We start from the raw sequence: 22,196 nt of genomic DNA, 5'->3' as shown, positions 1-22,196 counted from the left end.
TTGATGAATTTACAACTTGCTAGCTAGAACTTTTGCATAGCTTGCCGGAAGCATATCGCCTGTGCGGTTGCTCAGTCAATTTAACTCCGAGTATGTTGATATTAAGACTTACGCAGTCGCTCATAAAAAACTTCTATATTTAGTAGGATCAATTGATGAATTGACCCTACATTTAACTCCTCTGCGTAAGTCCTATATCTTCTAATTATCATGCAACGATTTTTTGGCAACTACTTTCTTAATCAACAGATCGATCGCAATTGATTAAACTATAAATATATCTGCTTTAATATTCAAACACCCTCGGTATTATACAACCATAACCATAACCATACCACAATGGGCTACATCCACATCATTCGCGACTTTTACTCTTTTCCAGAACAAGTTAACCGCACCATACGCATCTTTACTCCCGATGCTTATGACCAACAACCCGACAAGCGCTTTCCTGTGCTGTATATGTTCGACGGACAGAATATTTTCGCTCACCCGGAATCTGCTGTTTGGGATACTTGGTGCGCTAATACTACTCTAGAACGTTTGGCATCGGCAGGAACTATCGAGCCTTGGATTATTGTTGGAATCGACCACTTACCAAACAGAATGGAAGAATATTCTCCTTGGATGGGTGGACGCGGTAGTTTAACAGCAGAATTTCTGATCAATCATTTAAAACCTTTCATCGATAAAACTTACCGCACCCTATCTGACTCACAAAATACCGCTCTCATGGGGTCTAGTATGGGCGGATTAATTTCATTGTATTTAGGCAAAACCTATCCGCAAATTTTTGGCAGGATAGGCGGTCTGTCTCCAGCTTTGATGTTAGGTGGGACGCAAATGTTTTCCTACTGGGATAGACGCACAGGATTTTGGTCAAGAATACTCCTCTATGTCGGTAGCAAAGAGCAATATTCTTTTTATGGAATTTGGTTAGATTATGTGCCAATTACCAAGGATTTTTACACTCGTTTGAAAAGTCTCGGTTATTCCGAAGAGGAGTTGCATTTTATCTTGGGAGAAAACGAAATACACCACGAAACTTCTTGGCAAAAGCGGTTACCGGAAATCATGACTTGGTTGCTTGCACCCACAGCAAGCCGCAGCTTTTTCTAGGGTAGCGCTTTATTAGAGTAAGAAACCCTCTTCAGAAACCCGGTTTCTTAAAGAAACCGGGTTTCTGGAGTTGAAGAAACCCGGTTTCTGGGGTGTACCTCATCCAACCCTTTCCGGCTATAATAAGGTTGTCGATCGAGCTTTTTTACAGCTACCTTTGTTAAGTTTTTTTAACAAAATTTCTGACGAACTCTGCTATAAAAATATAGGCAAACTTAACAGCTATGCTTCGCGAGCATTAGCTCCTTTGCTACTTAATTTTTCTTAACTTAATCCAGGCAAGCCTGACGGTTAAAAGATTTGTTGAAATATGCGATCGCACTATAAGCATACCACATACTCATCATAGTTAAAAAAATTATTTAACATAGGACTTAGAGGCGACTGACATTACTAGCTAAGTAATTTGTCAGCATAATTGGTTCGCAATAACCTCAAACCTTATAAAGAATAACCAGTTTGCATCTCGTTTATCATTTATAATTGAGAGTTTTTCCTATGGCTATTAGCGTTTTTGAACTATTCAAAATCGGCATTGGGCCTTCCAGTTCTCATACCGTCGGCCCAATGCGTGCAGCATTAAGATTTGCCACATTTATCCAGAATAAAAAACTTTTAGATACAACTGAAACTATTAAGGTAGAACTATTTGGTTCTCTCGCTGCAACTGGAAAAGGCCACGGTACTGACAAAGCTGTAATGTTGGGTCTAGAGGGAGAAACGCCAGAACTAATTGATACAGCATTAATTGACGCACGAGTGGCGAAAATACGTACTGAAGAAAAACTATTGTTATTGGGAAAGAAACCCATCGCCTTTTGCGAAAAAGAGCATCTTCTATTTCACTGGCAAAACCTCCCTTTTCATCCCAATGGAATGCACTTCACAGCCTACAATGCCGTCAGCGAGGAAATCGCTAGAAAAGTTTATTATTCAGTAGGAGGAGGCTTTATTGTCGATGAAGAAGAAACGCAAAGGAAACAAGATGATAATAGTCAGGTTCCCTATCCATTTACAAGCGCTACTAATTTGATCGAAATCAGCGAAAAACAAGGTTTATCGATTAGCCAAGTGATGTTAGAAAATGAGAAGTCTTGGCGTTCTCAAGAAGAAGTGCAACGAGGACTGTTACGCATCTGGGAAGTGATGCAAGAGTGCGTGAGAAACGGCTGCAAAAATGAAGGTATTTTACCGGGAGGTTTAAACGTAAAACGTCGCGCTCCAGAACTATACCGTCAATTATCCGCCAAAGGTGAAACTTGTCTACTTGACCCACTTAGTATTATCGATTGGGTGAATGTTTACGCCATTGCAGTTAATGAGGAAAACGCAGCAGGGGGAAGAGTTGTAACCTCACCCACCAATGGTGCAGCAGGTATTATTCCGGCGGTTTTACACTACTATATTCGATTTTGCCCTAGTGCGACGATCGATCGCATTGTCAACTTCTTACTTACCGCAGGCGCAATTGGAATTTTGTATAAAGAAAACGCCTCCATCTCTGGTGCTGATGTTGGTTGTCAAGGAGAAGTTGGGGTTGCTTGTTCAATGGCGGCGGGTGCTTTAACAGAAGTACTGGGAGGAACTCCACAGCAAGTAGAAAACGCCGCTGAAATCGCGATGGAACACCATTTAGGATTAACCTGCGATCCCGTTGCTGGACTGGTTCAAATACCTTGCATTGAAAGGAATGCGATGGGGGCTGTTAAAGCAATCAACGCCTCTCGTATTGCTTTACGCGGAGATGGTTTGCATATCGTTTCTCTGGACAAGGCGATTCAAACAATGCGTGTTACTGGAGCAGATATGCACAGTAAATATAAAGAAACCGCTCGTGGTGGGCTGGCAGTCAATGCGATCGAATGTTAATCTTTGCAGAAGCAGGTTTAGTTCCAGTGTGTACCACTTATGTGTACCACTAAGCGCAAATAGCCTTGTCGCCTGAGCGGAATATCCCCACAGCAACGAGAAATCTTCGGTCGTTTAAAGCGGGTGAAGGGATTCGAACCCTCGACACTCTGCTTGGGAAGCAGATGCTCTACCACTGAACTACACCCGCACTTCTTTATAAGAATAGCACATTTTGGCACAAACATCGAGCATCGCACTTGCACGGGAATGCTGAGTAGCGGCTACATATCCACACGTAGCATAATATTCGATCGCTAACAAGTGTTTTTTCTCGCTAAATTGGATAACAATAACAAACATAATAAATATTAATACTTTCCAATTTGCTCCTGACCTAGTACTCAGCACCCACGAGTAACCAGATGTTTAATGCCACAGAAATTCTGATTGACGCCTTCGTACAAAAGCTTCGGGAGGGTTACCGTCGTACCTATGGAGGATGGAAGCCCGATTACGAAGATATTATTGGGTGGGCTGGCAGCATGGCGCTAGAAAACATCGCTAATAGCGACGCCCTCTATCACGACGTCGAACACACGATCCTAGTTGCTTTAGTCGGACAGGAGATTTTACGTGGAAAACACATCCGCGAGGGAGGTGTTTCCTGCGAAGACTGGTTGCACTTTATTATCTCCCTTGTATGTCATGACATTGGATATGTCAAAGGAGTTTGCCGTCAAGATAGAGAAGCAGACTGTTTGTATGCGACAGGAAAAGATGGCGGTATGGTTGGTCTCCCTCCTGGTGCTTCCGATGCCGGTCTTACACCTTATCATGTAGACCGAGCAAAACTCTTTATCGAAGAACGCTTTGGCGGTCACAAGCTCATTGATGCTTACACAATAAAGAGTAATATTGAACTAACTCGCTTCCCAGTTCCGGCGGCAGAAGATCATCAAGATACGGTAAACTATGCAGGTTTGGTTCGCGCAGCCGATCTGATCGGCCAACTGAGCGATCCGCGCTACCTCAAGAAAATTACTTCTTTGTTCTACGAGTTTGAAGAAACTGGCGTAAACAAAGCTTTGGGCTACCGTCATCCCGGAGATCTAAGGCGGAACTATTCTAGATTTTACTGGCATGGAGTTTATCCGTACATTAAAGATGCACTTCGTTATCTACAGCTAACGCAGCAAGGTAAGCAAATCATTGCTAACTTGTACTCGAATGTGTTTGTGGTAGAACACGAAAAGGCTGAGGAGGAGCAAAGGCAATTGATTGAACAGGTATAGCAAGATATGAACTGGTGGCACAAATTAAAAAATAATCCCTTAGCTCGTTTTGGGGCTTTGTTACTGTTAGTTTTCTATTTGGCAGTAATAGCTGCTGATTTTGTTGCGCCTTACGATCCTTATGCGTCTCAGCCCAACGGTTCGCTACTGCCACCGACGCAGATTTATCTAAAAACGCCAGAGGGAAAGTTTATCGGGCCTCATGTTTATCCTACAACTCAAGGGCCGGTAGACTTGGAAACGGGCGATCGCAAACTCATTGTGGATTGGGAAAAACCTGCTCCCCTACGCCTGTTTGTGCGGGGGCAAACCTACTATCTGTTTCGGCTGAACCTGCCACTACCGCCTAAATTTGAGGAAGTAGAAATTTTTGGGGGAATTCCCTGCAATTGGCATCTTTTCGGCACGACTGGCGAAGCTAACTTCAACCTTTTAGGTACTGACGAACAAGCACGCGACCAGTTTTCTCGTCTGCTGCATGGAGGAAGGATCAGCCTCAGCATCGGTTGGGTGGGAGTGGCGATTTCCTTTCCCTTGGGAATGCTTTTCGGTGGTATTTCTGGTTTCTTCGGTGGGAAGATTGATAGCGTTTTGATGCGCTTAGTGGAAGTGCTGATGACTATTCCCACCATCTATCTCTTGGTTAGCCTCACCCTGGTACTACCTGCTGGGATAAGCAGCGCCATGAGATTCCTGCTGATCACATTAATCATCTCATTTGTCAGCTGGGCTGGTTTGGCAAGAGTAATTCGGGGACAGGTGCTGTCCATCAAAGAACGGGAATTCGTACAAGCAGCACGGGCTATGGGCGGCAAACCGATTTACATTATTATCCGTCACATCTTACCGCAGACCGCAACATACGTGATTATTTCGGCGACTTTGGCAGTTCCTGGTTTTATCGCCGCCGAATCAGTACTCAGTTTAATCGGACTCGGAATACAGCAACCGGACCCTTCCTGGGGAAATATGCTGTCCCTCGCAACCAATGCTTCCATTTTGGTGCTGCAACCTTGGTTAATTTGGCCGCCTGCGTTGCTGATTATCCTGACAGTATTGGCTTTTAACCTTCTGGGGGATGGACTGCGGGATGCTCTCGATCCTCGCAGCCAACAACGTTAGGGAGCGGGGGAGCGGGGGAGCGGGGGAGTGGGGGAGCAGGGGAGTGGGGGAGCGGGGGAGCGGGGGAGCAAATATTTTTCTGTCTTTTCTTTCCCTCTTCCCTCTTCCCTCTTCCCTAACTCCTAACCCCTCTTCCCTCTTCCCTCTTCCCTCTTCCCTCTTCCCTCTTCCCTCTTCCCTCTTCCCTCTTCCCTAACCCCTCTTCCCTAACCCCTAACCCCTAACCCCTATTAATGAAACATACTGCTAACAGAACTATCTTCGTGAATTCGCCAGATAGTTTCGCCCAGTACGTTTGCCACTGAAAGTACGGTTAGCTGTTCAAAGTTATGTTCCTCGCGAACCGGAATCGTATTGGTGACAATCACTTCTTCAAAGACACCGCTCGATAACCGTTCGATCGCAGGCGGAGAAAATACAGCGTGAGTGGCGCAGGCGTAAACTTGACGCGCTCCTTCTTTACGAAGCAGTCGGGCTCCTTCTGTAATGGTGCCACCAGTGTCGATCATATCGTCCACCAATACAGCTGTTTTGCCAGCCACATCGCCAATTACATTCAAAACTTCGGCGACGTTATGAGCTTGACGGCGCTTATCGATAATTGCTAATGGCGCATCGTCGAGCTTTTTGGCAAATGCCCTAGCTCTTGCTACGCCACCCACATCTGGGGAGACAACAACGATATCGCTGAGATTTTTGCTCGCCAGGTAATCGAGTATGACCGGCGAACCGTAAACGTGATCGAAAGGAATATCGAAATAGCCTTGAATTTGGGCTGAGTGCAAATCCATTGCCAGAACGCGATTGGCTCCAGCCTCGGTAATTAGGTTGGCCACCAGCTTGGCTGTGATTGACTCTCGCCCTGCTGTTTTGCGATCGGCGCGGGCATACCCGTAGTATGGAATCACGGCGGTGATTTGCCTTGCCGAAGCGCGACGACAGGCATCAATCATGATCAGCAATTCCATCAGGTGATCGTTTACCGGGCGGCAAGATGGCTGAATTAGGTAAACATCGCAGCCCCGAATTGATTCCTGAATTTGAATATAAATTTCTCCATCAGCAAAATGCTTATGGATCATCGGCCCTAAGTCCATACCCAGGTAACGAGCTATTTCCTGGGCAAGAGGAACATTGGCTGTGCCAGAAAACAATCTCAGACGATTGTTAGCGCAGAGTACCGGTGGTGTCGGCTGAAGCGTCAAAGTAGCAGAGCGGATCACAGCAGACCCTCGAAGCGTGTTCATCGCTATCTTATCATTCTATTTTGCCAACAATATCCTGAATTTTTGCTTAAGAGATGACTTTTAGATCTGTTCGAGTTGATTAAGTCTGCTGAAGGCATAAACCGGGAGGTTTTCCAATAGCCTTATTCTTGGGGAAGCCTTTGCTTACCAGCAAACAGACTCTTATTGAAGACGGCTTTAATCCTTCTCCGTTAAATTACTTAGATTCGGGTTAAAGTGCCCTTTAGCCCGCCTTCAAGTTCCAGTAGAAAAGGGAGACAAACAAACAAAAATAAACAGTCATCCTTGCCGATGACATGAATATCGAGCTATTAAAACCCTTGTCTCGTTCTATCTAAATGAATTGACCGATTCACAAAGGTGGCAAGCTCGATCCGGTGAGTAAAAAAACTTATGGGTAAACAATAAAGTGAATCAGAGACTCTATAAGCAAACTCTGAATTCACAGTTAAGCAAAATTAATTTAAATATGCAATTGCACAAATCGTCAAGTTTATGACCGAAAATGGTTTCAAAAAGCGATGTAGTAGGTTTAATGCCAGAAAGGGATATATACCGGTCACCCGCAACCCACTTGATAACTAAGGTGTTAACGCACACCTAAAAGCGCAGCCAGAGATGCTTTTTTCTATGCGTGCGCTACGATCGCTCAAGATATCCCCTCTCCCTCGCGTCTTTAAGCTACTGTTAAGCTACTGTAGGAAAATCTGAGCAGAAGTTGTACTTCGGTATGTATCGCCTTGACCTATTACTATAGATCTAAAATGCTCGCTCCTCAGAAAATTCGACATTAACCTGCGCCCACCCATTAAACCGCGATGCAACCACCGCTTCCCATTGGGACTGTTCTGCAAAACCGCTACCGCTTGGCAAAGATTTTAGGTCAGGGGGGGTTTGGACGAACTTATCTGGCACAAGACCAGGGGCGCTTTAACGAACTGTGCGCTCTTAAGGAGTTGATTCCTTCTCAAACGGGGGTCTACTCTGTCGAAAAGTACAAAGAACTTTTCCAAAGAGAGGCTAGCGCACTTTACCAGATTCAGCACGCGCAAATTCCGCAATTCCGTGCCACGTTTGAGCAAGATGGGCGCTTGTTTTTGGTGCAGGATTATGTAGAAGGAAAAACTTATCGCACGTTGCTAAAGGAGCGCAGGGCACAAGGAAAAAGGTTTTCGGAAGGCGAGGTTTTGCAGCTTTTACAGCAACTGCTGCCAGTGTTACACCATATCCACGGCAAGGGAATTATTCACCGAGATATCTCGCCGGACAATATCATACTGCGCGATCGCGATCGCCTACCCGTGCTGATTGACTTCGGTGTTGTCAAAGAATTGGCCACTCGGTTTCAATATTCTTCCACGCCACCGGCAACGATGGTAGGTAAAATGGGCTACGCGCCTCTCGAACAAATCCAAACTGGCAGAGCTTACCCCAGCAGCGACCTCTACGCTCTTGCCGTTACAGCCATAGTTTTGCTGACTGTTCAGGAGCCGCAGGTATTATTTGACGAAGCTACACTGACGTGGAATTGGTATCGATGGATACCGCCGATTAATTCGGGGCTGACGCAAGTGTTGAATAAAATGTTAAGTTACAGACCGGGCGATCGCTACCAGGAAGCCCGTGAAGTGGCGCGGGCGCTAGCTGATGCCCTCAACCCCCAGCCCCAAACTCAGAAACCACCGCAAGCATATGCGCCGACCTCTGCCAATACTTCGCAAATGCAAACTGTGGCCGTTGGGGGGCGTCCCGAACCTCGACCGGGAGTTGCAAAATCTGTAGAAGTTGGGGAAACTTCAGAAAAAGAAAGCGCAACGACCTCTCAGAAACCCGATCCCGTCACTACAGCAACCAATAGCTCTAGTTGGGATAATCCTTGGGTAGTCGCTTTTGTGGGCATAATTTTGGCAATATTAGCTGGGGTCGGTTCTTGGGCTTTGGTAAGTTATCTCCTCAACCGTCAGTTGCTGGTGCAAACTTCTCAGCGCACGCCGCCACCTGCAACACAGGCATTTTCTAATACCGATCGGCCATTAGGAACAAATTTAGAAAGTCCTACTCCCACAAACAGTCCTGAACCAGTCACTTACAGCAAGCGTCTCACCCTGGTAGCGGATGACACTCTTTCTGTTGCAGACAAGCTGAAAGCGAATGCCACGGTTCAGTACATTATTTCTGGCGAACAAGGGCAAAAGTTAAGAGTTTCTCTGAAAGCAAAAAATATTTTGATGACGGTGTTGGGCCCAAATGAAGAACCAGTTGATGGGCGATCGAAGCTGGTGACCCGCTGGGAAGGTACACTTCCTTTTGATGGAGATTACGCGATCGAACTTGTCACAGCTAAAGGAGTTTCAGAAAGTGAGTATAATCTAGACCTGCGCGTTAGTAACCCAGAACCAACTCCAACCCCGACGCCAACACCTACAGACACGCCAACACCGACACCCACAGACACACCTACAGACACACCCACAGACACATCCACAGACACACCCACAGACACACCCACAGACACGCCGACGCCGAGTCAGAGTCCTTCTCCAAAAGCGCTTGTTGATGCAGAACCGATCGATTTTCCTAATGACGCGACGGGGACGCAACTTTTTTCCGGCCAGACAAGTCCTAAAATAATTAAGCGTTACCTAGTTAATATTCGGGAAGGTCAGATATTGAGTGCGCGAATTCAAAAGGGAGAAGCTAGATTAGATATTCGCTCTCCCAATGGTGAACTGGTGGAAAATGCTTCTGGACTGGGAGAATGGGAGGCAAAAGTAGAAGAAAGCGGGGAATATCAAATTGATGTAAAGTCAACCAAAGAAACTCAGTTCTCTGTTGATATTAGCGTGCGGAATTAGCTATTAGTTATCAGTCATACGTTAGTCTATCGTTAATAATTGTCCCTTACCAATGAACGCACTTTTAATTTCTGCTACCGATACAAACGCCGGAAAAACTGTTTTAACAGCCGCATTAGCAGCTTATTGGCAAACTTACCGATCGGCTGAGCGTTTGGCTATTTTCAAACCCATACAGACTGGGGTAGGCGATCGCGAACTGTATAGCCAGTTATTTTCCCTGAATCAATCTTTAGAAGAAATTACACCACTTCACTTTCAAGCACCTCTAGCACCTCCGATTGCAGCCGAAAAAGAGGGTAGTTGGGTTGATTTAAAAAAACCTTGGCAAGCTTTAGAAATTTTACGAAAACAGCGAGATTTTGTATTAGTAGAAGCTTTGGGAGGTTTGGGTTCTCCTGTAACATACGAACTAACAGTAGCAGATTTAGCTAGAGATTGGGCATTGCCGACTGTTTTGGTAGTACCCATAAAATTGGGTTGTTTAGCGCAAGTAGTTGCTAATGTTGCTCTAGCGCGTCAGTCAAAAGTTAATTTAAAAGGTATCGTTCTGAATTGCGTTCAACCTTCTACGGATGCAGAAATTGCCGACCTTGCACCAATTGATTTAATCCAATCTTTGACAAATACATTAGTTTTAGGGGTCATACCTTATTTAGAGAATCCTAACGATTTGAGTAAATTGGCTCAAGTTGCGGCTAACATAGAATTAGAATACTTAATGACGCAAATATATATTGTGTAGGGGCTCAGCATTTGGGTGACAATTCATAACTCAAATTCAAGATCTTTCTGTCCAAATGCTTCGCCCTGCCGAGGTTTATATAGGCATACACACCTTAATTCTTTTGTCAACCTCTTTTACTGGACTGGCGCTCTAGACCCAGCCAATCTTTCTGCCTCGGCTGTACGCACTGGGGCCAATCATCGTGATAATACGGCGCAGGTGCTGATTGATGCGCCTGTTGTCGGTAATTACACTATTAATATCGGTCATACGGGCAGTAGTTTCACGCAGAATTATTCTTTGCTGATTGGTGGGGCAACTTCCGCTTCGAGTTCCACTAATATTATCGGTACGGCAGGAAATGACAGAAAATCTTGGGTTTTGTGCAATAAATTGTCGCCCAAATGCTAATGCCTCCGGCACGCTACGCGAACGCCCCTACATAATACATATTTCGTTCTTTTTGTCAATTTATTTTACTGGACTGGCGCTCTAGATAGGAGAATTCTTTTACACTCATAGGACTTACGAAAAGAAACCCGGTTTCTAGGAAAAATGGTAGGTTTCACTCGCGTTCGATCGACTAAGAAACCGCGAAGCCAGAAACCGGGTTTCTGAGTGGATATCTAGTTGAGAAACCCACGATTTTTCAGAGAAACCCGGTTTCAAAGCCTAAGTACTGGGTGATAAATAGTACACTTATTCTATCTGCTTTGCAAATACTTCAATCCCCATTCGTGCATCGAATCGAGTATTGGTTTGAGCGTTTCTCCCAACGGTGTCAGCGAATATTCTACTTTGGGTGGAACTTGCAAGTAGACGTGGCGATCGACTATTCCATCTTGTTCTAACTCCCTCAGCTGCTGGGTTAGCATCTTCTGAGTGATGCCGTGCAAGGCGCGGTGCAGTTCTCCGAACCTTTTTACCCCGAAAAACAATTCTCGCAAAATCAGGACTTTCCAGCGTCCGCCAATTACTTTGAGGGTGATTTCGACCGAACAAGTTAGGCGATCGTCACTTTCGATTGCTTCCATAGTATCATTTTGGGTAGTATCTTACTTTGAAGTGCATACTTTTCATTTTAGCTTTACAGGTTTTAAAGTAAGAATATAGCGCCACAAGATTAAACAATTAGGGCAAAAAGATGATTACCATACGTCGGTCAGAAGAACGGGGACACGCCAATCACGGCTGGCTTGATAGTTATCACTCATTCTCGTTTGCTGATTACTACGATCCCAAATATATGGGATTTCGACACCTGCGCGTGATTAACCAAGACAGAGTTGCACCTGGGATGGGTTTTGGAACCCATCCGCACCGAGATATGGAGATTATTTCCTATGTGTTGGATGGTGCGCTAGAACACAAGGATACGATCGGCACCAGTTCGGTAATTCATCCCGGTGAAGTGCAAAGGATGACTGCGGGTACGGGTATCGCCCACAGCGAATACAACCATTCCAAAAAAGAGCCAGTACATTTCATGCAAATTTGGATACTGCCGGATGCAAAAGGTTTGCAACCCGGTTACGAGCAAAAAAACTACCCGGCGGAAGAAAAACGCGGTAAACTGCGTTTGGTCGCTTCTAGGGACGGTCGGGATAATTCTGTTACCATCCATCAAGATGTGAATCTCTACGCCACTTTGTTGGAGGAGGGAGAAAAGGTTGTTCACGAAATTAAACCAGGGCGTCATGTTTGGTTGCAGGTGGTGCGGGGAGAAGTTAATCTCAACGGTGTACCTCTCAAAGGTGGAGATGGCGCAGCGATTAGCGATGAAAGTATTGTAGCGATCGAAGGAATTAAAGGCGCAGAAGTTTTGTTGTTCGATTTAGTATAGGTTTTCTTGTGGTGCGAGAAACCGGGTTTGTTTGCCGAAAGAAGCCAGAAATCCGGTTTTCGATCGCTTTTACTGACGATTTTCTTGTCACCCGCTCAGGAATTTTTGAGTAGACTGGATGCAATTGTTTGGCAAGACAACTATGATGCGATCGATCCAGGCAGCTCTAACTGCGAGTTTGGCGGGTGCGATTTGGGTATTTCCCAGCACACAAACGCTTTTTGATGCTGCTGTCAGAGCCGAAAGTGTAAAATCTACTGATGCCACTTTAGTTGCTCAAGCTGAATCTTTGGATTTGCAACAGATTCAGCAAGTTATCCAGCAAAATCCCCAGCTAGTACAGCAAGCACAACAGCTTTTACTACAAAATCCAGAGATGGTGCAGATGTTAGTGCAACAGCTAGTACAAGAAAATCCGCAGCTGATACAGCAATTACAACAAAATCCTCAACTTGTGCAACAAATGGCACAACAAAATCAAGGGTTGATTCAGCTATTGCAACAAAACCCTCAACTGGTACGACAGCTTCAGCAGTCAATACCAACTCCTACTAATAAGCGTTGATGAGGGATTTTAGATTTTGGATGCAGAATTTTAGATTCGGGGTTTATGGTAGATGCCCCTATCCTATTGCTAAAAAAAATCTAAAATCTAAAATCTAAAATCTAAAATCCAACTATCCTCTACAAAGTAAGAAAACTTTAGAACGGACAAGCAATCATGGCTAACACGCCCAAAATTCTCGCATTTGCAGGCAGCACTCGCATTGGTTCCTACAACAAGCAGTTAGTTCAAATTGCTGCCAATGGAGCGCGTGCAGCGGGTGCAGAAGTAACATACGTGGATTTGCGCGATCTCCCTATGCCCATATTTGATGAAGATTTGGAGAAAGCGGAAGGAATGCCTGAAAATGCACAAAAGTTCAAAAATTTATTATTGCAACATGACGGACTTTTGATTGCTTCTCCTGAATATAACAGTTCCATCACAGCCGTTCTCAAAAATGCCATTGACTGGGCTTCTCGTCCCGCTCCCGGAGAAGGTATGTTAGCTGCTTATATTGGTAAGGTAGCATCAATTATGAGCGCTTCGCCAGGAGGTTTGGGAGGTTTGCGCGGTTTGGTTCATGTGCGAGCCATTTTGGAGAATATTAAAGTGATTGTACTTCCGGATCAAGTAGCGGTTCCCAAGGCTTATGAAGTATTCAATCCTGATGGCACAATGAAAGATCCAAAACAGCAAGAATCAATTCAGCAACTCGGCACAAATGTAGCGAATGTGCTGGCAAAATTGAAAGCATAAAATTGTAGAGATTCCTAAAAGAAACCCGGTTTCTTGAAGAAACCGGGTTTCTGATACACCCATTCACCCATCAAAATTACCTATGAATTCCGAATGGCGAACTAAAAACCTTCATTATTTTCTGGAAGACTTTAATGAATACCTCAATGAGCTGGAATTGGCTTTGCTCAAGCTAGCAGAAACAATTAATGACGCCGAAGTTATTAATTGTTTACTTCGGCACGGTGGATCTAGTATTAGAGGAGGAGCAATGCTGTTTGGTTTCTCTACTATTAGCAAAATTATTGTTTATTTCAATCAATTTTTGGTAATTTTAAGAGATCGCCCTGTGAAAACAGACTCTCAGTTAGAAACACTTCTATTCAAGGTGTTTGAAATTCTTAAGCAGTTCTATTGCAAATTGTCGATTCCTGTAGGTTTGAGCGAAAATGAAGAAATGCAATTCTTATTGAAAAGTGAACTAATTTTTACTGAAATAGACCTCTATCTTATGCTTTCATTAAATTAGTATTACTGGCTTTATTTGCTACTCGCCGTTATCCTGTCCTGAAAAAATAGCCTCGAAGTCCCGATAACCACTTAATACGCGAACAACTTCAATTCCGTCTAAGTCTTAGGCAAAAGAAACCCGGTTTCTCTGAGAAACCGGGTTTCTAAGTCTTAGCCCATCCTAATTACTAATAATTGTGCCAAGCTTGATAGAAAGCTGGATAATTTATGTTTTCGGCACAATGCCAGATGAGGTTAAACACTGCTTCATAGCGAAAAGAACTGCTCTTGTAAAACTGTTCTCCCAGACAGTGTTTGAGGATGATGACGATTTTAGGTAAGTGGTCACTTGGCAGGATTTGCGATAAGCGATCGCTTATCCACAATAGCAAGGATTCGTAATCATCATCTTTGTAAGTTTGAAATGACTCAACAAGGCTAAACATAGCTCGATCGAGCAGAGGTTTGTCAATCTTGTTGTTTGAGTAAAGGCGTTCTATACTTTTAGTTGCATACCGTAGGATTCCGCCATCTTGAGTAGTTTTAATTAGCCGAACCAAAGCATCAAGCCCTTTTTGACGATTGTCATCAATTTCTACCATTATCTCAGCCACTCTCAAACTTGTCCATTCATCCTGAGTGCTTTCAAGTATCTGGTAGAGAGCCGTAATTACAGTTCTGTTGTTCGGTTCAATTTGTAGCAATCTTTCAGCACATATCAAACGCATCCATTCATTCTGGGTGGTTTCAAATATATGCCAAATAGAGAAGATAGCTATTTCGTTGCTAGGGTCAATTGGCAACAGTAATTCAGCTGCTCTCAAACGTTTACATTCATCCTGAGTGGTTTCCAGTATCTGCAAGAAAGCGGCGATCGCAATTTTATTGTGCGGGCTAATTTTAGCTTCAATCCCAAATGCTTCATAAATATAAGAGGATGTCCAGGTATCCTCGGTAGTTTGAATGATTTGGGTTATAGTGGAGTTGGTGAATTTATTGCCTCGATTGAATTCGCCTAAGTAAAAAGCAGATACAAAAAGTAGCCCTGTATCCTGACTACTTTCAATCCTCTCCTTTAAAGCAGCAACCGCAGCTAGGTTCGCAGGATCGCTTTTGACTAAGTATTTAGCAGCCCTCCCAACTAAAGATCCATTTCTAGTAGTTGCAATTATCTCTACTAAAGTAGAGATCGCAGCTGGATTACCTGGATCGATTTGCCACAAAGCTTTGGCTGCATCAAAACAAATGTTATCGCCTCGGTTAATCTGCAAGAATTCGAGGAGGGAAGAAATAGCGGTTCGATTGCCAAAACCTATTTTACCCAAAGATTCGATCGCTCTGTAACAAACGTTCTTATCCAGCGTTGTCTGCATAAGGTGAATTAAAGTAGCGATCGCAATTTCATTCCCAGAAGCAATTTCACCCAAGCTGCGAATTGCCTTGATTTGCGTGGATGAATCCTGAGTTACTTGCAATAGTAGCAATAAGGCTGCGATCGCATTTTTGTTACCCGGATCGAGTTTTCCCAATTTCTCAGCCGCCCATCGCAAAGCCAGCCGAGTTTCAGTATTATGGAGAAAGCAAACAAAAGCAGCAATTACCCGTTGTTTGTCCGTTAATTCCAGAGCTGCTTTTGCTGCATCTCGCACTCGCAAGGGAAATATCTTCCAGCCAAAGTAGACATAACTCCAATCGAGCAACTGTTTGACAATTGCATCACCCAAACTGCATTCTGGGAAATAAGCTAAAGCTTCTGAAGCTAGTAAAAAAGCTCGATATCGATAAAAATCTCCGCATCCGTCCTCGAAATCTACCAGAGCCTTAACGAACTCTTCTTTTTGTTCTTTCGGGATATCTTCTCGACTGAACCAGTGCAAAATCTCTGCTTTCCACTCTGGTTCAAAGATGCGATAAGTGCTTTTATCTAAATTACCGGGAACGTGGTGAAAGAAATAGTGCCAATCATTCATTGCCTCCTAACCACTTCAATATGTGGTACGCAAGGGACATCCTCTATAGTAATCCATCTTTCCTCAAAAGTCTACTCCTGAGCTTTGGAGGGTGCGTTAGCTTAACGCACCTTCCCTTTTGGGATATTATGGAGAGGGTGTAAGCTTTTATAATGCGATCGAAAAAAGATGAGTAATCAGTTTTTAGAGATTATCGAAAATTGTAGAAGACCTACTATTGCAGTTATGAAAAAAGCTCTTGCCGAAAGACCTTGTTTATCTACGGCTGAAAGCAACTTCATTACTTATCTTGCTGGATTCTCTCATAATGAATTTTGCGATACTTTATTTGATGAATTTGGTTTATCTTTTGTCGGTGACACTTCTATACTATTTGATAGACTTAATAACAAATTTCATATAAAAATTCTGCTAAACGATATCTCTGTAGATTTACAGAGTCTTTATATGGAAGAAATTTCACAAACGTACCAACTGCCAATTTCTACACATACGATTCTATCTAGGAATAGGGATGGCTCGTTCGCCGATAATTTTAATAAAGGATTAAAAAAATTAAATAGGTCTCAATTGGCTGAATATATTTCACAGCACATTCTAGGATTAAGTGAAGATGTAATATCTTACACATTTAGCAAAAAAAATGTCAATCTAATCATACATATAACAACTGTTAGTCAACGGAATATTTTAGCCAACTTAAATATTTTATTTAGAGGAGTGAGCGCTGCATTAATTGCAAACTTTCCTAATGATTTACCTAACGTATCTCTAAAAAATCTTCAAAGTGCCGAAGAGATATATCCTTTAATGAGTAAAGTAAAGTGGTATGTCATAGATAGGGATTCACCTGAAGAAGTGACAAGTTTTTTAGAAAAAATCGGAGCCGAATATAGATTAATACCTTACTTGGGAGATGAATATGATTATCTCAGTTATTTACTATCGGAAATCGAAGCTTTTATGATGAAACATTGTCAGGATGTTGTATGACAAGTCATTTTTCGTACTGGGAGATACGCTCAATTTTTTCGTAAAGTTCTTTGATTACTTCCTTACCATCAACAACTTCTCCTCTATCCGCTTGTTCGATACCAATAGCAATTTCCTTTCGTAGGTTTTCAAGGCGCAATTGACGAATTTGGTCTTCTTCTTGCAGTAGTCGCAGTGCTTCGCGGACGACTTCGCTAGCAGATAGATATCTGCCGCTTTTGACTTTTTCTTGCACGAATTTTTCCAGTTCGGGTGTTAGGGATACGTTCATGGGAGTAGCGTCATTTTGGGTTGTTAGTCCTATTCTGCTAGTTATAGCAAAGATTGTCAAAGTTTGTTATTCAAGGATAAGCCAAACAGAAACCCGGTTTCTTCAAGAAACCGGGTTTCTGAATATACAAAAATAGGATGAGCAATACCCATCCTATTTGCTACGCTGCTATCAGTTGAGGTTGATTTTTCAGAGAAGGAATGCGCCTGCCGACTGCTTCTGCTACTGGTCTTAAATTGTGAACTAATTGCACCATATCTTCTAAAGAAAGTGCTTGACGTGCATCGGAAACAGACTTTTCCGGTTCTGGGTGACATTCGATAATTAGTCCATCTGCGCCGCAAGCAATAGCCGCTTTTGCTAAAGGTGCAACTAATTCGCGTTTGCCGACTGCGTGAGAGGGGTCTACAATTACTGGCAGGTGAGTTAGTTGTTTGAGGGCGGCGACTGCACCTAAATCTAAAACGTTGCGAGTATAGTTATCGAAACTGCGAATACCGCGTTCGCAAAGTACGACATCGGGATTGCCGTGACTTAAAATATATTCCGCTGCCATAAGGAATTCTTCTATAGTTGCTGCTAAACCGCGTTTTAGTAATATTGGTTTGCCTGCTTGTCCTAAAGCTTTGAGTAGGTCGAAGTTTTGCATATTGCGACTGCCTACTTGCAGCATATCGGCGTAGGCAGCTATGGTTTCAATTTGAGAAATTGCCATTACTTCGGTAACTACTGGTAAATTGTGGCGCTGACTAACTTTTGCTAAAATCTCCAAACCTTCCACTCCTAAACCTTGGAAAGCGTAGGGGGAAGTACGCGGTTTGTAAACGCCACCCCGTAATGCTTGCACTGGTGCGGTGGACAGGTGACTGGCGACTTGTTCCATCTGGGACATACTTTCGACGGTACAAGGCCCACCGATAATTACCAAGTCTTTGCCGCCGATTTTGACGTTATCGGAAATTTGGATAACTGTTTGTTGGTCTGCTTCTGTTTGTGCGTGTAACATTTGAGTTTCTCCTTAAAAAAAGTGTGGTTAACAAAAAACCCGGAACCGTTTTACAGTTCCGGGTGGTGGTGCGTTGGCACGACTTTATTTACCCGGAACTGTTTCTGGGCCAAAAATAAAAGCCGTAAAACCAACTAGAAAGAGATGCTGTCATGGTGCTTGAGATGTCCTTAAAAAAACAAAAACCGCAGATTTTGTTCTGCGGTTCACCGGCTCGTTTCCAATGCGTAGATTGGATCACTCCCAGTGAACCGCTTTACGCCAAAAATAAAAGTAATAAGAGCCGATGTACATGATTTGGGTGGAAATATTGCTTTGAGGTATATGTCTTGATGTAAAAACGATAACAGAGTGAGTGGCTTCGCGTCAAGACTAAATCGAGAAAATAATTCGATCGACTGAGTGTTTGTAGTGAGGATTTCTGTCCTCTTCCCTGATGATCGATCGCCTACTTACCTCTTAAATACTCTGTAATTTCCCGATCGGCTTCTCTTCAAAGCAAAAAGCGATCGCCTTTTCAGAGGGAGAAACGGATGTGTACGATCCGCGTCTCCCTATTGGCCATCGACAACGAACCACGAACGACCAGAGCCAAAAAAGTCAATCTCTGGCTGCGCCAAGTCTAAATCTCCTTATTTGCAAGTGCTATTGCAAACGGGACGTTGAACGGGACGTTGAACGGTACGACGAACGGGATGAACGCGAACTGGCTGCTTCTGAGCTGTTCTGACTGGCTGAACCGTCGGGTTTGAGGCGTTAGCTGACTGATTGGAATTTTGATTGACTGAATTGCCCTTACCGCTGACATTAGCTTGTTGGGTGTTTGTCTGAACAACAGCGCTATCGCCACCACTGGGTTGGCAGCAAGGGTTAGGCGTAGCTTTAGCGGCAAAGGGAAGTATTCCCACCGAGCTTACCGTCAAAATACCCAGGATGTAAGTTTTTTTGAGCATTGTACCCAAGTTTGCGATCGCGTTCGTCGAGTTGGTGCTAGCCATGTCAGTTTCTCCCTATCTAACTAATTACTGTTTGTGAAGGTATCTCAAATTTAGGTTTTGGCTTCCGGAACGCTCCATTAGCCTCTGTAACTATTAAAGCTACCTCTGAAATGCTCGTCAATAGTTTTTACAAAACTTCATATAACTAGGGCGTCGGGCGTCGGGGCCAGGGGTTAGGGAAGCTTTGTAGGTTGGGTTGAGGTACGAAACCCAACAAATCAAAAAAATGGCTACGAGGGAAAGGCGAGCCAGAGAGCCCCTCTCCTTGCTCCTTTAGGGGTTGGGGAGGGGTCTGGCGCATCCCATATAATAGATTCAGCTTGGTATTTTTTTTGACAAAATCAAAAACCGTATGACTGGCGAACCTGGGATTAAAGCCGAAAAGCCTGTTTCCAAATTTAAAAAAGATATTAAAGTACAACCGAAAGAGCTATTTTTGGCATTAGGTAAAGCTGCTATCAATGGCGCTTTCCTGAAGTGGGATAGCCTTGCCGAAAATGGCCTAGAAGTTTTGACATCGTTGGGGTTAGAACGAAAACCGGGAGAAATTGCAGGTTTGCTGATTTTGCGGTCTTTAATTCAAGCGATAAAGAATTTGCTGGATGAAAATAAAGAACTGCTACTGGAAAAGCCAAACAAACTTAAGGAATTGTACAACCAATTAAGTTCGTGTTTGGAAAATGACGAATTAATTATCGACAGAGACTTTTTTCAGCGTCCGGGTAATTTGGCGATTTTGAAAGCGGCGAAGACTGGTTTTGCTCAATGGTTAGAAGAATTTGTCGAGAAAAAATTTGAGGCAGAAAACATCAGTAACCGCTTGCCAGCTTATTTTGTGTTTGCGCTGAATGAAGAGTGGCGAAATCGTTCGCAAGATTATGCGATTTTGAAAGAGGAACTCGATACACCATTCACCCAAGCTACCGAACGAGAACAAGCTTGGTTGCGTTATCGTGCATGGCTGCAAAAGCGCGTAGATGAACCCATGTTTTTGGAATCTTTTAGCCTCAAACAAGTGTATGTACCGTTGAGAGCATACTTTGAGCGGGAGATTGAAAGCGAGTCGAATCGGAAACCAGAATTAGGACATATTGATGGGAAAAAATACGAGCGAGTTGTCGTTGATTTGAATAGCGAATTAGAAACTTGGTTGCAGTCAGCTAAATCTGATGATGCCATCCGTTTGATTAGTGGTGGGCCAGGTAGCGGCAAGTCTTCTTTCGCGAAAATGTTTGCCGCACAAATCGCAGAAAAAGGGGATATTCCGGTTTTGTTTATTCCCCTGCATCTTTTTCGACTTTCTGATGATTTGGTGAAAGCTGTGGGGGAATTCGTGCAGTTTGATGGCTTTTTGTGTCACAATCCCCTGGATAGAGAAAACGGTGAATCGCGTTTGCTGATTATTTTTGATGGGTTGGATGAACTATCGATGCAGGGTAAATTTGCTGAGGAAGTTACCAAACAATTTGTAGAGGAAGTCAGGTTTAAAGTTAATCAATTTAATCAACGGGAAACTCGCTTACAGGTTTTGATTAGCGGACGGGAAGTGGTGGTGCAGGCGAACCGCAGCAAATTTCGGGAAGCTCATCAAATCCTGCATATTTTACCATATTTTGTGGCGGCACAGGAGAGAAAAGACGAAAATAAAAAGTATGTGGATAATCGAAACTTGTTAGAACAAGACCAACGGCAGCTTTGGTGGCAGTTTTATGGTAAAGCTAAAGGTAAAGATTACAATGGTTTACCGCCAGAATTAGATAAGGAAAATTTACTAGATATTACGGTACAACCTTTATTAAATTATTTGGTTGCCCTCAGTATTGAACGGGGTAAGTTGCAATTTACAGAAGATACTAACCTGAATCAAATATATGGAGATTTGTTAGAGGCAGTTTACGAACGAGGATATGAAAAGCACGGACATCGAGTGATTGAAGGAATAAAAAAAGAAGAATTTATCGGGATTCTGGAGGAAATTGCTTTAGCTTGCTGGCATGGTGATGGCAGAACTACCACTGTCAAAGAAATTGAAAATCATTGCGATAACAGCGGTGTTCGACAAATTTTAGACCGCTTTCAACAAAGCTTTCAAGAAAATTGCAAAGCTAGTATCACTCGTCTGCTTACGGCGTTTTATTTTCGCGAAAGTGGAGATTTACGACAAAGCGAAAAAACTTTTGAGTTTACGCACAAAAGTTTTGGTGAGTATTTGACTGCGAAACGCATCGTACAGGGAGTTCAACTCATCCATGAAGAGTTGGAAGAACGCCAGAAAAACTTTCGCAAAGGTTGGGATGAACGAACAGCTTTAGTAAATTGGGCGACTTTATGCGGTTTGTCGGCATTGGATGAATATCTGTTTAAGTTCATCTGTGATGAAATGCGTTTGCAGAATCCTGTGGATGTTGCTAATTGGCAGAAGACATTGTGCCGCTTGATTGAGTTTATGTTGGTGAATGGAATGCCAATGGAAGGTTTAAAAAATAGGCCGAACTTTCAGGAAGAAATGCGACAGGCGCGAAATGCGGAAGAAGCTTTGTTGGTTGTGTTAAATGCTTGTGCGAGAGTGACAGAGGAAATTTCAGAGATTAAATGGTCTTCTCCTGAAGCTTTTGGTACTTGGATTTCTAGGTTGCAAGGACAAAGGACGGATTTTGAAAGCGTATTACTGCTTTTAAAATGCCTTAGTTTTTTCGATTTGCGAGAATGTGTTCTCTTGCGGAAAGATTTGTATTGGGCGAATCTTGAAGGTGCGAATCTTGAAGGCGCGAATCTTGTAGCGGCGAAACTTAGAGGGACCAATCTTAGAGAGGCGAATCTTCTAAGGGCCAATCTTCGAGGGGCGAATCTTAGAGAGGCGAATCTTGAAGGCGCGAATCTTAGAGAGGCGAATCTTGGAGGCGCGAATCTTGAACTGGCAAATCTTGGAGGCGCGAATCTTGAAGGCGCAAATCTTGGAGGCGCGAATCTTGAACTGGCGTATTTTGGAGGCGCGAATCTTGAAGGCGCGAATCTTAGAAACACTATTCTTGAAGGCGAAGACATTACAAAAATAACTCAAATCTCAAATCAACACTCAGACCAATCCTAGCCTTCAATTCCTCACAAAA

20 protein-coding genes and 1 tRNA gene are annotated in these 22,196 nt (G+C 43.5%); 12 read left to right on the top strand and 9 right to left on the bottom strand.

Annotation, left to right across the window (positions count from 1 at the left end):
* Nucleotides 1-339: 339 nt before the first annotated feature.
* Nucleotides 340-1,119: an alpha/beta hydrolase gene (locus ACE1CD_RS32105; RefSeq protein ID WP_374827342.1), complete on the top strand. Its 780-nt coding sequence runs from the start codon at nucleotides 340-342 to the stop codon at nucleotides 1,117-1,119.
* 498 nt (nucleotides 1,120-1,617) lie between these two features.
* Nucleotides 1,618-2,988: an L-serine ammonia-lyase gene (locus tag ACE1CD_RS32100; RefSeq protein ID WP_374827341.1), complete on the top strand. Its 1,371-nt coding sequence runs from the start codon at nucleotides 1,618-1,620 to the stop codon at nucleotides 2,986-2,988.
* A 118-nt stretch (nucleotides 2,989-3,106) separates the two neighbouring features.
* On the opposite strand, the gene ACE1CD_RS32095 is transcribed toward ACE1CD_RS32100, so the two are convergent.
* Nucleotides 3,107-3,178 (bottom strand) — tRNA-Gly (locus tag ACE1CD_RS32095).
* Nucleotides 3,169-3,330, bottom strand: coding sequence for a hypothetical protein (locus tag ACE1CD_RS32090; protein ID WP_374827340.1), 162 nt, complete (start codon nucleotides 3,328-3,330; stop codon nucleotides 3,169-3,171). Before ACE1CD_RS32090 ends, ACE1CD_RS32095 begins: the two co-directional genes overlap by 10 nt.
* Before the next feature lie 62 nt (nucleotides 3,331-3,392).
* Here ACE1CD_RS32090 and ACE1CD_RS32085 point away from each other — a divergent pair, with 62 nt between their 5' ends.
* Both ACE1CD_RS32085 and ACE1CD_RS32080 read left to right on the top strand, forming a co-directional pair.
* The gene (locus ACE1CD_RS32085) at nucleotides 3,393-4,262 is read left to right on the top strand and encodes an Npun_R2479 family HD domain-containing metalloprotein (RefSeq protein ID WP_374827339.1); all 870 of its coding nucleotides are present in this window, start codon (nucleotides 3,393-3,395) and stop codon (nucleotides 4,260-4,262) included.
* 6 nt (nucleotides 4,263-4,268) lie between these two features.
* Nucleotides 4,269-5,384, top strand: a complete 1,116-nt coding sequence (locus tag ACE1CD_RS32080; RefSeq protein WP_374827338.1) for an ABC transporter permease — start codon at nucleotides 4,269-4,271, stop codon at nucleotides 5,382-5,384.
* A gap of 230 nt (nucleotides 5,385-5,614) precedes the next feature.
* Here the strand turns inward: ACE1CD_RS32080 and ACE1CD_RS32075 are convergent, their stop codons facing one another.
* Complete coding sequence (locus ACE1CD_RS32075; protein ID WP_374792513.1) at nucleotides 5,615-6,607, bottom strand: ribose-phosphate pyrophosphokinase; 993 nt, start codon at nucleotides 6,605-6,607, stop codon at nucleotides 5,615-5,617.
* Nucleotides 6,608-7,449: 842 nt separating this feature from the next.
* Between ACE1CD_RS32075 and ACE1CD_RS32070 the strand changes: the two genes are divergently transcribed.
* A complete protein-coding gene (locus ACE1CD_RS32070; RefSeq protein WP_374827337.1) occupies nucleotides 7,450-9,486 on the top strand; it encodes a protein kinase in 2,037 nt (678 codons plus the stop codon).
* A gap of 52 nt (nucleotides 9,487-9,538) precedes the next feature.
* Nucleotides 9,539-10,231 carry a dethiobiotin synthase gene (gene bioD / locus ACE1CD_RS32065; protein WP_374792359.1) on the top strand — a complete coding sequence of 231 codons (693 nt, stop codon included), beginning with the start codon at nucleotides 9,539-9,541 and terminating at the stop codon, nucleotides 10,229-10,231.
* A 132-nt stretch (nucleotides 10,232-10,363) separates the two neighbouring features.
* On the opposite strand, the gene ACE1CD_RS32060 is transcribed toward bioD, so the two are convergent.
* Both ACE1CD_RS32060 and ACE1CD_RS32055 read right to left on the bottom strand, forming a co-directional pair.
* Nucleotides 10,364-10,636 carry a hypothetical protein gene (locus ACE1CD_RS32060; protein ID WP_374827336.1) on the bottom strand — a complete coding sequence of 91 codons (273 nt, stop codon included), beginning with the start codon at nucleotides 10,634-10,636 and terminating at the stop codon, nucleotides 10,364-10,366.
* 281 nt (nucleotides 10,637-10,917) lie between these two features.
* Entirely contained in the window at nucleotides 10,918-11,247 is a 330-nt protein-coding gene (locus tag ACE1CD_RS32055) for a winged helix-turn-helix transcriptional regulator (protein ID WP_374792355.1), read from the bottom strand.
* A gap of 110 nt (nucleotides 11,248-11,357) precedes the next feature.
* On the opposite strand from ACE1CD_RS32055, the gene ACE1CD_RS32050 reads away from it, so the two are divergent.
* The 4 genes from ACE1CD_RS32050 (at nucleotide 11,358) to ACE1CD_RS32035 (ending at nucleotide 13,867) form a co-directional block, all read left to right on the top strand.
* The gene (locus ACE1CD_RS32050) at nucleotides 11,358-12,056 is read left to right on the top strand and encodes a pirin family protein (protein WP_374792353.1); all 699 of its coding nucleotides are present in this window, start codon (nucleotides 11,358-11,360) and stop codon (nucleotides 12,054-12,056) included.
* A gap of 142 nt (nucleotides 12,057-12,198) precedes the next feature.
* On the top strand, nucleotides 12,199-12,621 hold the full coding sequence (locus tag ACE1CD_RS32045) for a hypothetical protein (RefSeq protein ID WP_374827335.1): 423 nt from the start codon (nucleotides 12,199-12,201) through the stop codon (nucleotides 12,619-12,621).
* A 156-nt stretch (nucleotides 12,622-12,777) separates the two neighbouring features.
* The gene (locus tag ACE1CD_RS32040) at nucleotides 12,778-13,359 is read left to right on the top strand and encodes an NADPH-dependent FMN reductase (protein ID WP_374827334.1); all 582 of its coding nucleotides are present in this window, start codon (nucleotides 12,778-12,780) and stop codon (nucleotides 13,357-13,359) included.
* A gap of 82 nt (nucleotides 13,360-13,441) precedes the next feature.
* On the top strand, nucleotides 13,442-13,867 hold the full coding sequence (locus tag ACE1CD_RS32035) for a hypothetical protein (protein WP_374792347.1): 426 nt from the start codon (nucleotides 13,442-13,444) through the stop codon (nucleotides 13,865-13,867).
* A gap of 169 nt (nucleotides 13,868-14,036) precedes the next feature.
* Here ACE1CD_RS32035 and ACE1CD_RS32030 read toward each other — a convergent pair whose 3' ends face one another.
* Complete coding sequence (locus tag ACE1CD_RS32030; RefSeq protein ID WP_374827333.1) at nucleotides 14,037-15,818, bottom strand: HEAT repeat domain-containing protein; 1,782 nt, start codon at nucleotides 15,816-15,818, stop codon at nucleotides 14,037-14,039.
* Between the two features lie 168 nt (nucleotides 15,819-15,986).
* Between ACE1CD_RS32030 and ACE1CD_RS32025 the strand changes: the two genes are divergently transcribed.
* The gene (locus tag ACE1CD_RS32025) at nucleotides 15,987-16,811 is read left to right on the top strand and encodes a hypothetical protein (RefSeq protein ID WP_374792343.1); all 825 of its coding nucleotides are present in this window, start codon (nucleotides 15,987-15,989) and stop codon (nucleotides 16,809-16,811) included.
* A gap of 4 nt (nucleotides 16,812-16,815) precedes the next feature.
* On the opposite strand, the gene ACE1CD_RS32020 is transcribed toward ACE1CD_RS32025, so the two are convergent.
* From ACE1CD_RS32020 to ACE1CD_RS32010, 3 genes are all read right to left on the bottom strand, one after another.
* Nucleotides 16,816-17,082 (bottom strand): type II toxin-antitoxin system ParD family antitoxin, encoded by a 267-nt coding sequence (locus ACE1CD_RS32020; protein ID WP_374792341.1) that lies wholly within the window; start codon nucleotides 17,080-17,082, stop codon nucleotides 16,816-16,818.
* Nucleotides 17,083-17,242: 160 nt separating this feature from the next.
* Nucleotides 17,243-18,088 carry a 3-deoxy-7-phosphoheptulonate synthase gene (gene aroF, locus ACE1CD_RS32015; protein WP_374792339.1) on the bottom strand — a complete coding sequence of 282 codons (846 nt, stop codon included), beginning with the start codon at nucleotides 18,086-18,088 and terminating at the stop codon, nucleotides 17,243-17,245.
* A gap of 632 nt (nucleotides 18,089-18,720) precedes the next feature.
* Nucleotides 18,721-19,086, bottom strand: a complete 366-nt coding sequence (locus ACE1CD_RS32010; protein WP_374792337.1) for a hypothetical protein — start codon at nucleotides 19,084-19,086, stop codon at nucleotides 18,721-18,723.
* Between the two features lie 352 nt (nucleotides 19,087-19,438).
* Here ACE1CD_RS32010 and ACE1CD_RS32005 point away from each other — a divergent pair, with 352 nt between their 5' ends.
* Nucleotides 19,439-22,177 carry a pentapeptide repeat-containing protein gene (locus ACE1CD_RS32005; RefSeq protein ID WP_374792335.1) on the top strand — a complete coding sequence of 913 codons (2,739 nt, stop codon included), beginning with the start codon at nucleotides 19,439-19,441 and terminating at the stop codon, nucleotides 22,175-22,177.
* Nucleotides 22,178-22,196 lie beyond the last annotated feature (19 nt).

Source organism: Aerosakkonema sp. BLCC-F183, assembly GCF_041929145.1.
Classification (GTDB): Bacteria; Cyanobacteriota; Cyanobacteriia; order Cyanobacteriales; family Aerosakkonemataceae; genus Aerosakkonema.
This window is presented reverse-complemented; position numbering and strand designations above follow the sequence as displayed.

Bases quoted from the DNA above. Each gene is read 5' to 3' on its own strand.
- ACE1CD_RS32105 (WP_374827342.1), top strand. From the start codon at position 340: ATGGGCTACATCCACATCATTCGCGACTTTTACTCTTTTCCAGAACAA.
- ACE1CD_RS32100 (WP_374827341.1), top strand. From the start codon at position 1,618: ATGGCTATTAGCGTTTTTGAACTATTCAAAATCGGCATTGGGCCTTCC.
- ACE1CD_RS32090 (WP_374827340.1), bottom strand. From the start codon at position 3,330: ATGTTTGTTATTGTTATCCAATTTAGCGAGAAAAAACACTTGTTAGCG.
- ACE1CD_RS32085 (WP_374827339.1), top strand. From the start codon at position 3,393: ATGTTTAATGCCACAGAAATTCTGATTGACGCCTTCGTACAAAAGCTT.
- ACE1CD_RS32080 (WP_374827338.1), top strand. From the start codon at position 4,269: ATGAACTGGTGGCACAAATTAAAAAATAATCCCTTAGCTCGTTTTGGG.
- ACE1CD_RS32070 (WP_374827337.1), top strand. From the start codon at position 7,450: ATGCAACCACCGCTTCCCATTGGGACTGTTCTGCAAAACCGCTACCGC.
- bioD (WP_374792359.1), top strand. From the start codon at position 9,539: ATGAACGCACTTTTAATTTCTGCTACCGATACAAACGCCGGAAAAACT.
- ACE1CD_RS32055 (WP_374792355.1), bottom strand. From the start codon at position 11,247: ATGGAAGCAATCGAAAGTGACGATCGCCTAACTTGTTCGGTCGAAATC.
- ACE1CD_RS32050 (WP_374792353.1), top strand. From the start codon at position 11,358: ATGATTACCATACGTCGGTCAGAAGAACGGGGACACGCCAATCACGGC.
- ACE1CD_RS32045 (WP_374827335.1), top strand. From the start codon at position 12,199: ATGATGCGATCGATCCAGGCAGCTCTAACTGCGAGTTTGGCGGGTGCG.
- ACE1CD_RS32040 (WP_374827334.1), top strand. From the start codon at position 12,778: ATGGCTAACACGCCCAAAATTCTCGCATTTGCAGGCAGCACTCGCATT.
- ACE1CD_RS32035 (WP_374792347.1), top strand. From the start codon at position 13,442: ATGAATTCCGAATGGCGAACTAAAAACCTTCATTATTTTCTGGAAGAC.
- ACE1CD_RS32030 (WP_374827333.1), bottom strand. From the start codon at position 15,818: ATGAATGATTGGCACTATTTCTTTCACCACGTTCCCGGTAATTTAGAT.
- ACE1CD_RS32025 (WP_374792343.1), top strand. From the start codon at position 15,987: ATGAGTAATCAGTTTTTAGAGATTATCGAAAATTGTAGAAGACCTACT.
- ACE1CD_RS32020 (WP_374792341.1), bottom strand. From the start codon at position 17,082: ATGAACGTATCCCTAACACCCGAACTGGAAAAATTCGTGCAAGAAAAA.
- aroF (WP_374792339.1), bottom strand. From the start codon at position 18,088: ATGTTACACGCACAAACAGAAGCAGACCAACAAACAGTTATCCAAATT.
- ACE1CD_RS32010 (WP_374792337.1), bottom strand. From the start codon at position 19,086: ATGGCTAGCACCAACTCGACGAACGCGATCGCAAACTTGGGTACAATG.
- ACE1CD_RS32005 (WP_374792335.1), top strand. From the start codon at position 19,439: ATGACTGGCGAACCTGGGATTAAAGCCGAAAAGCCTGTTTCCAAATTT.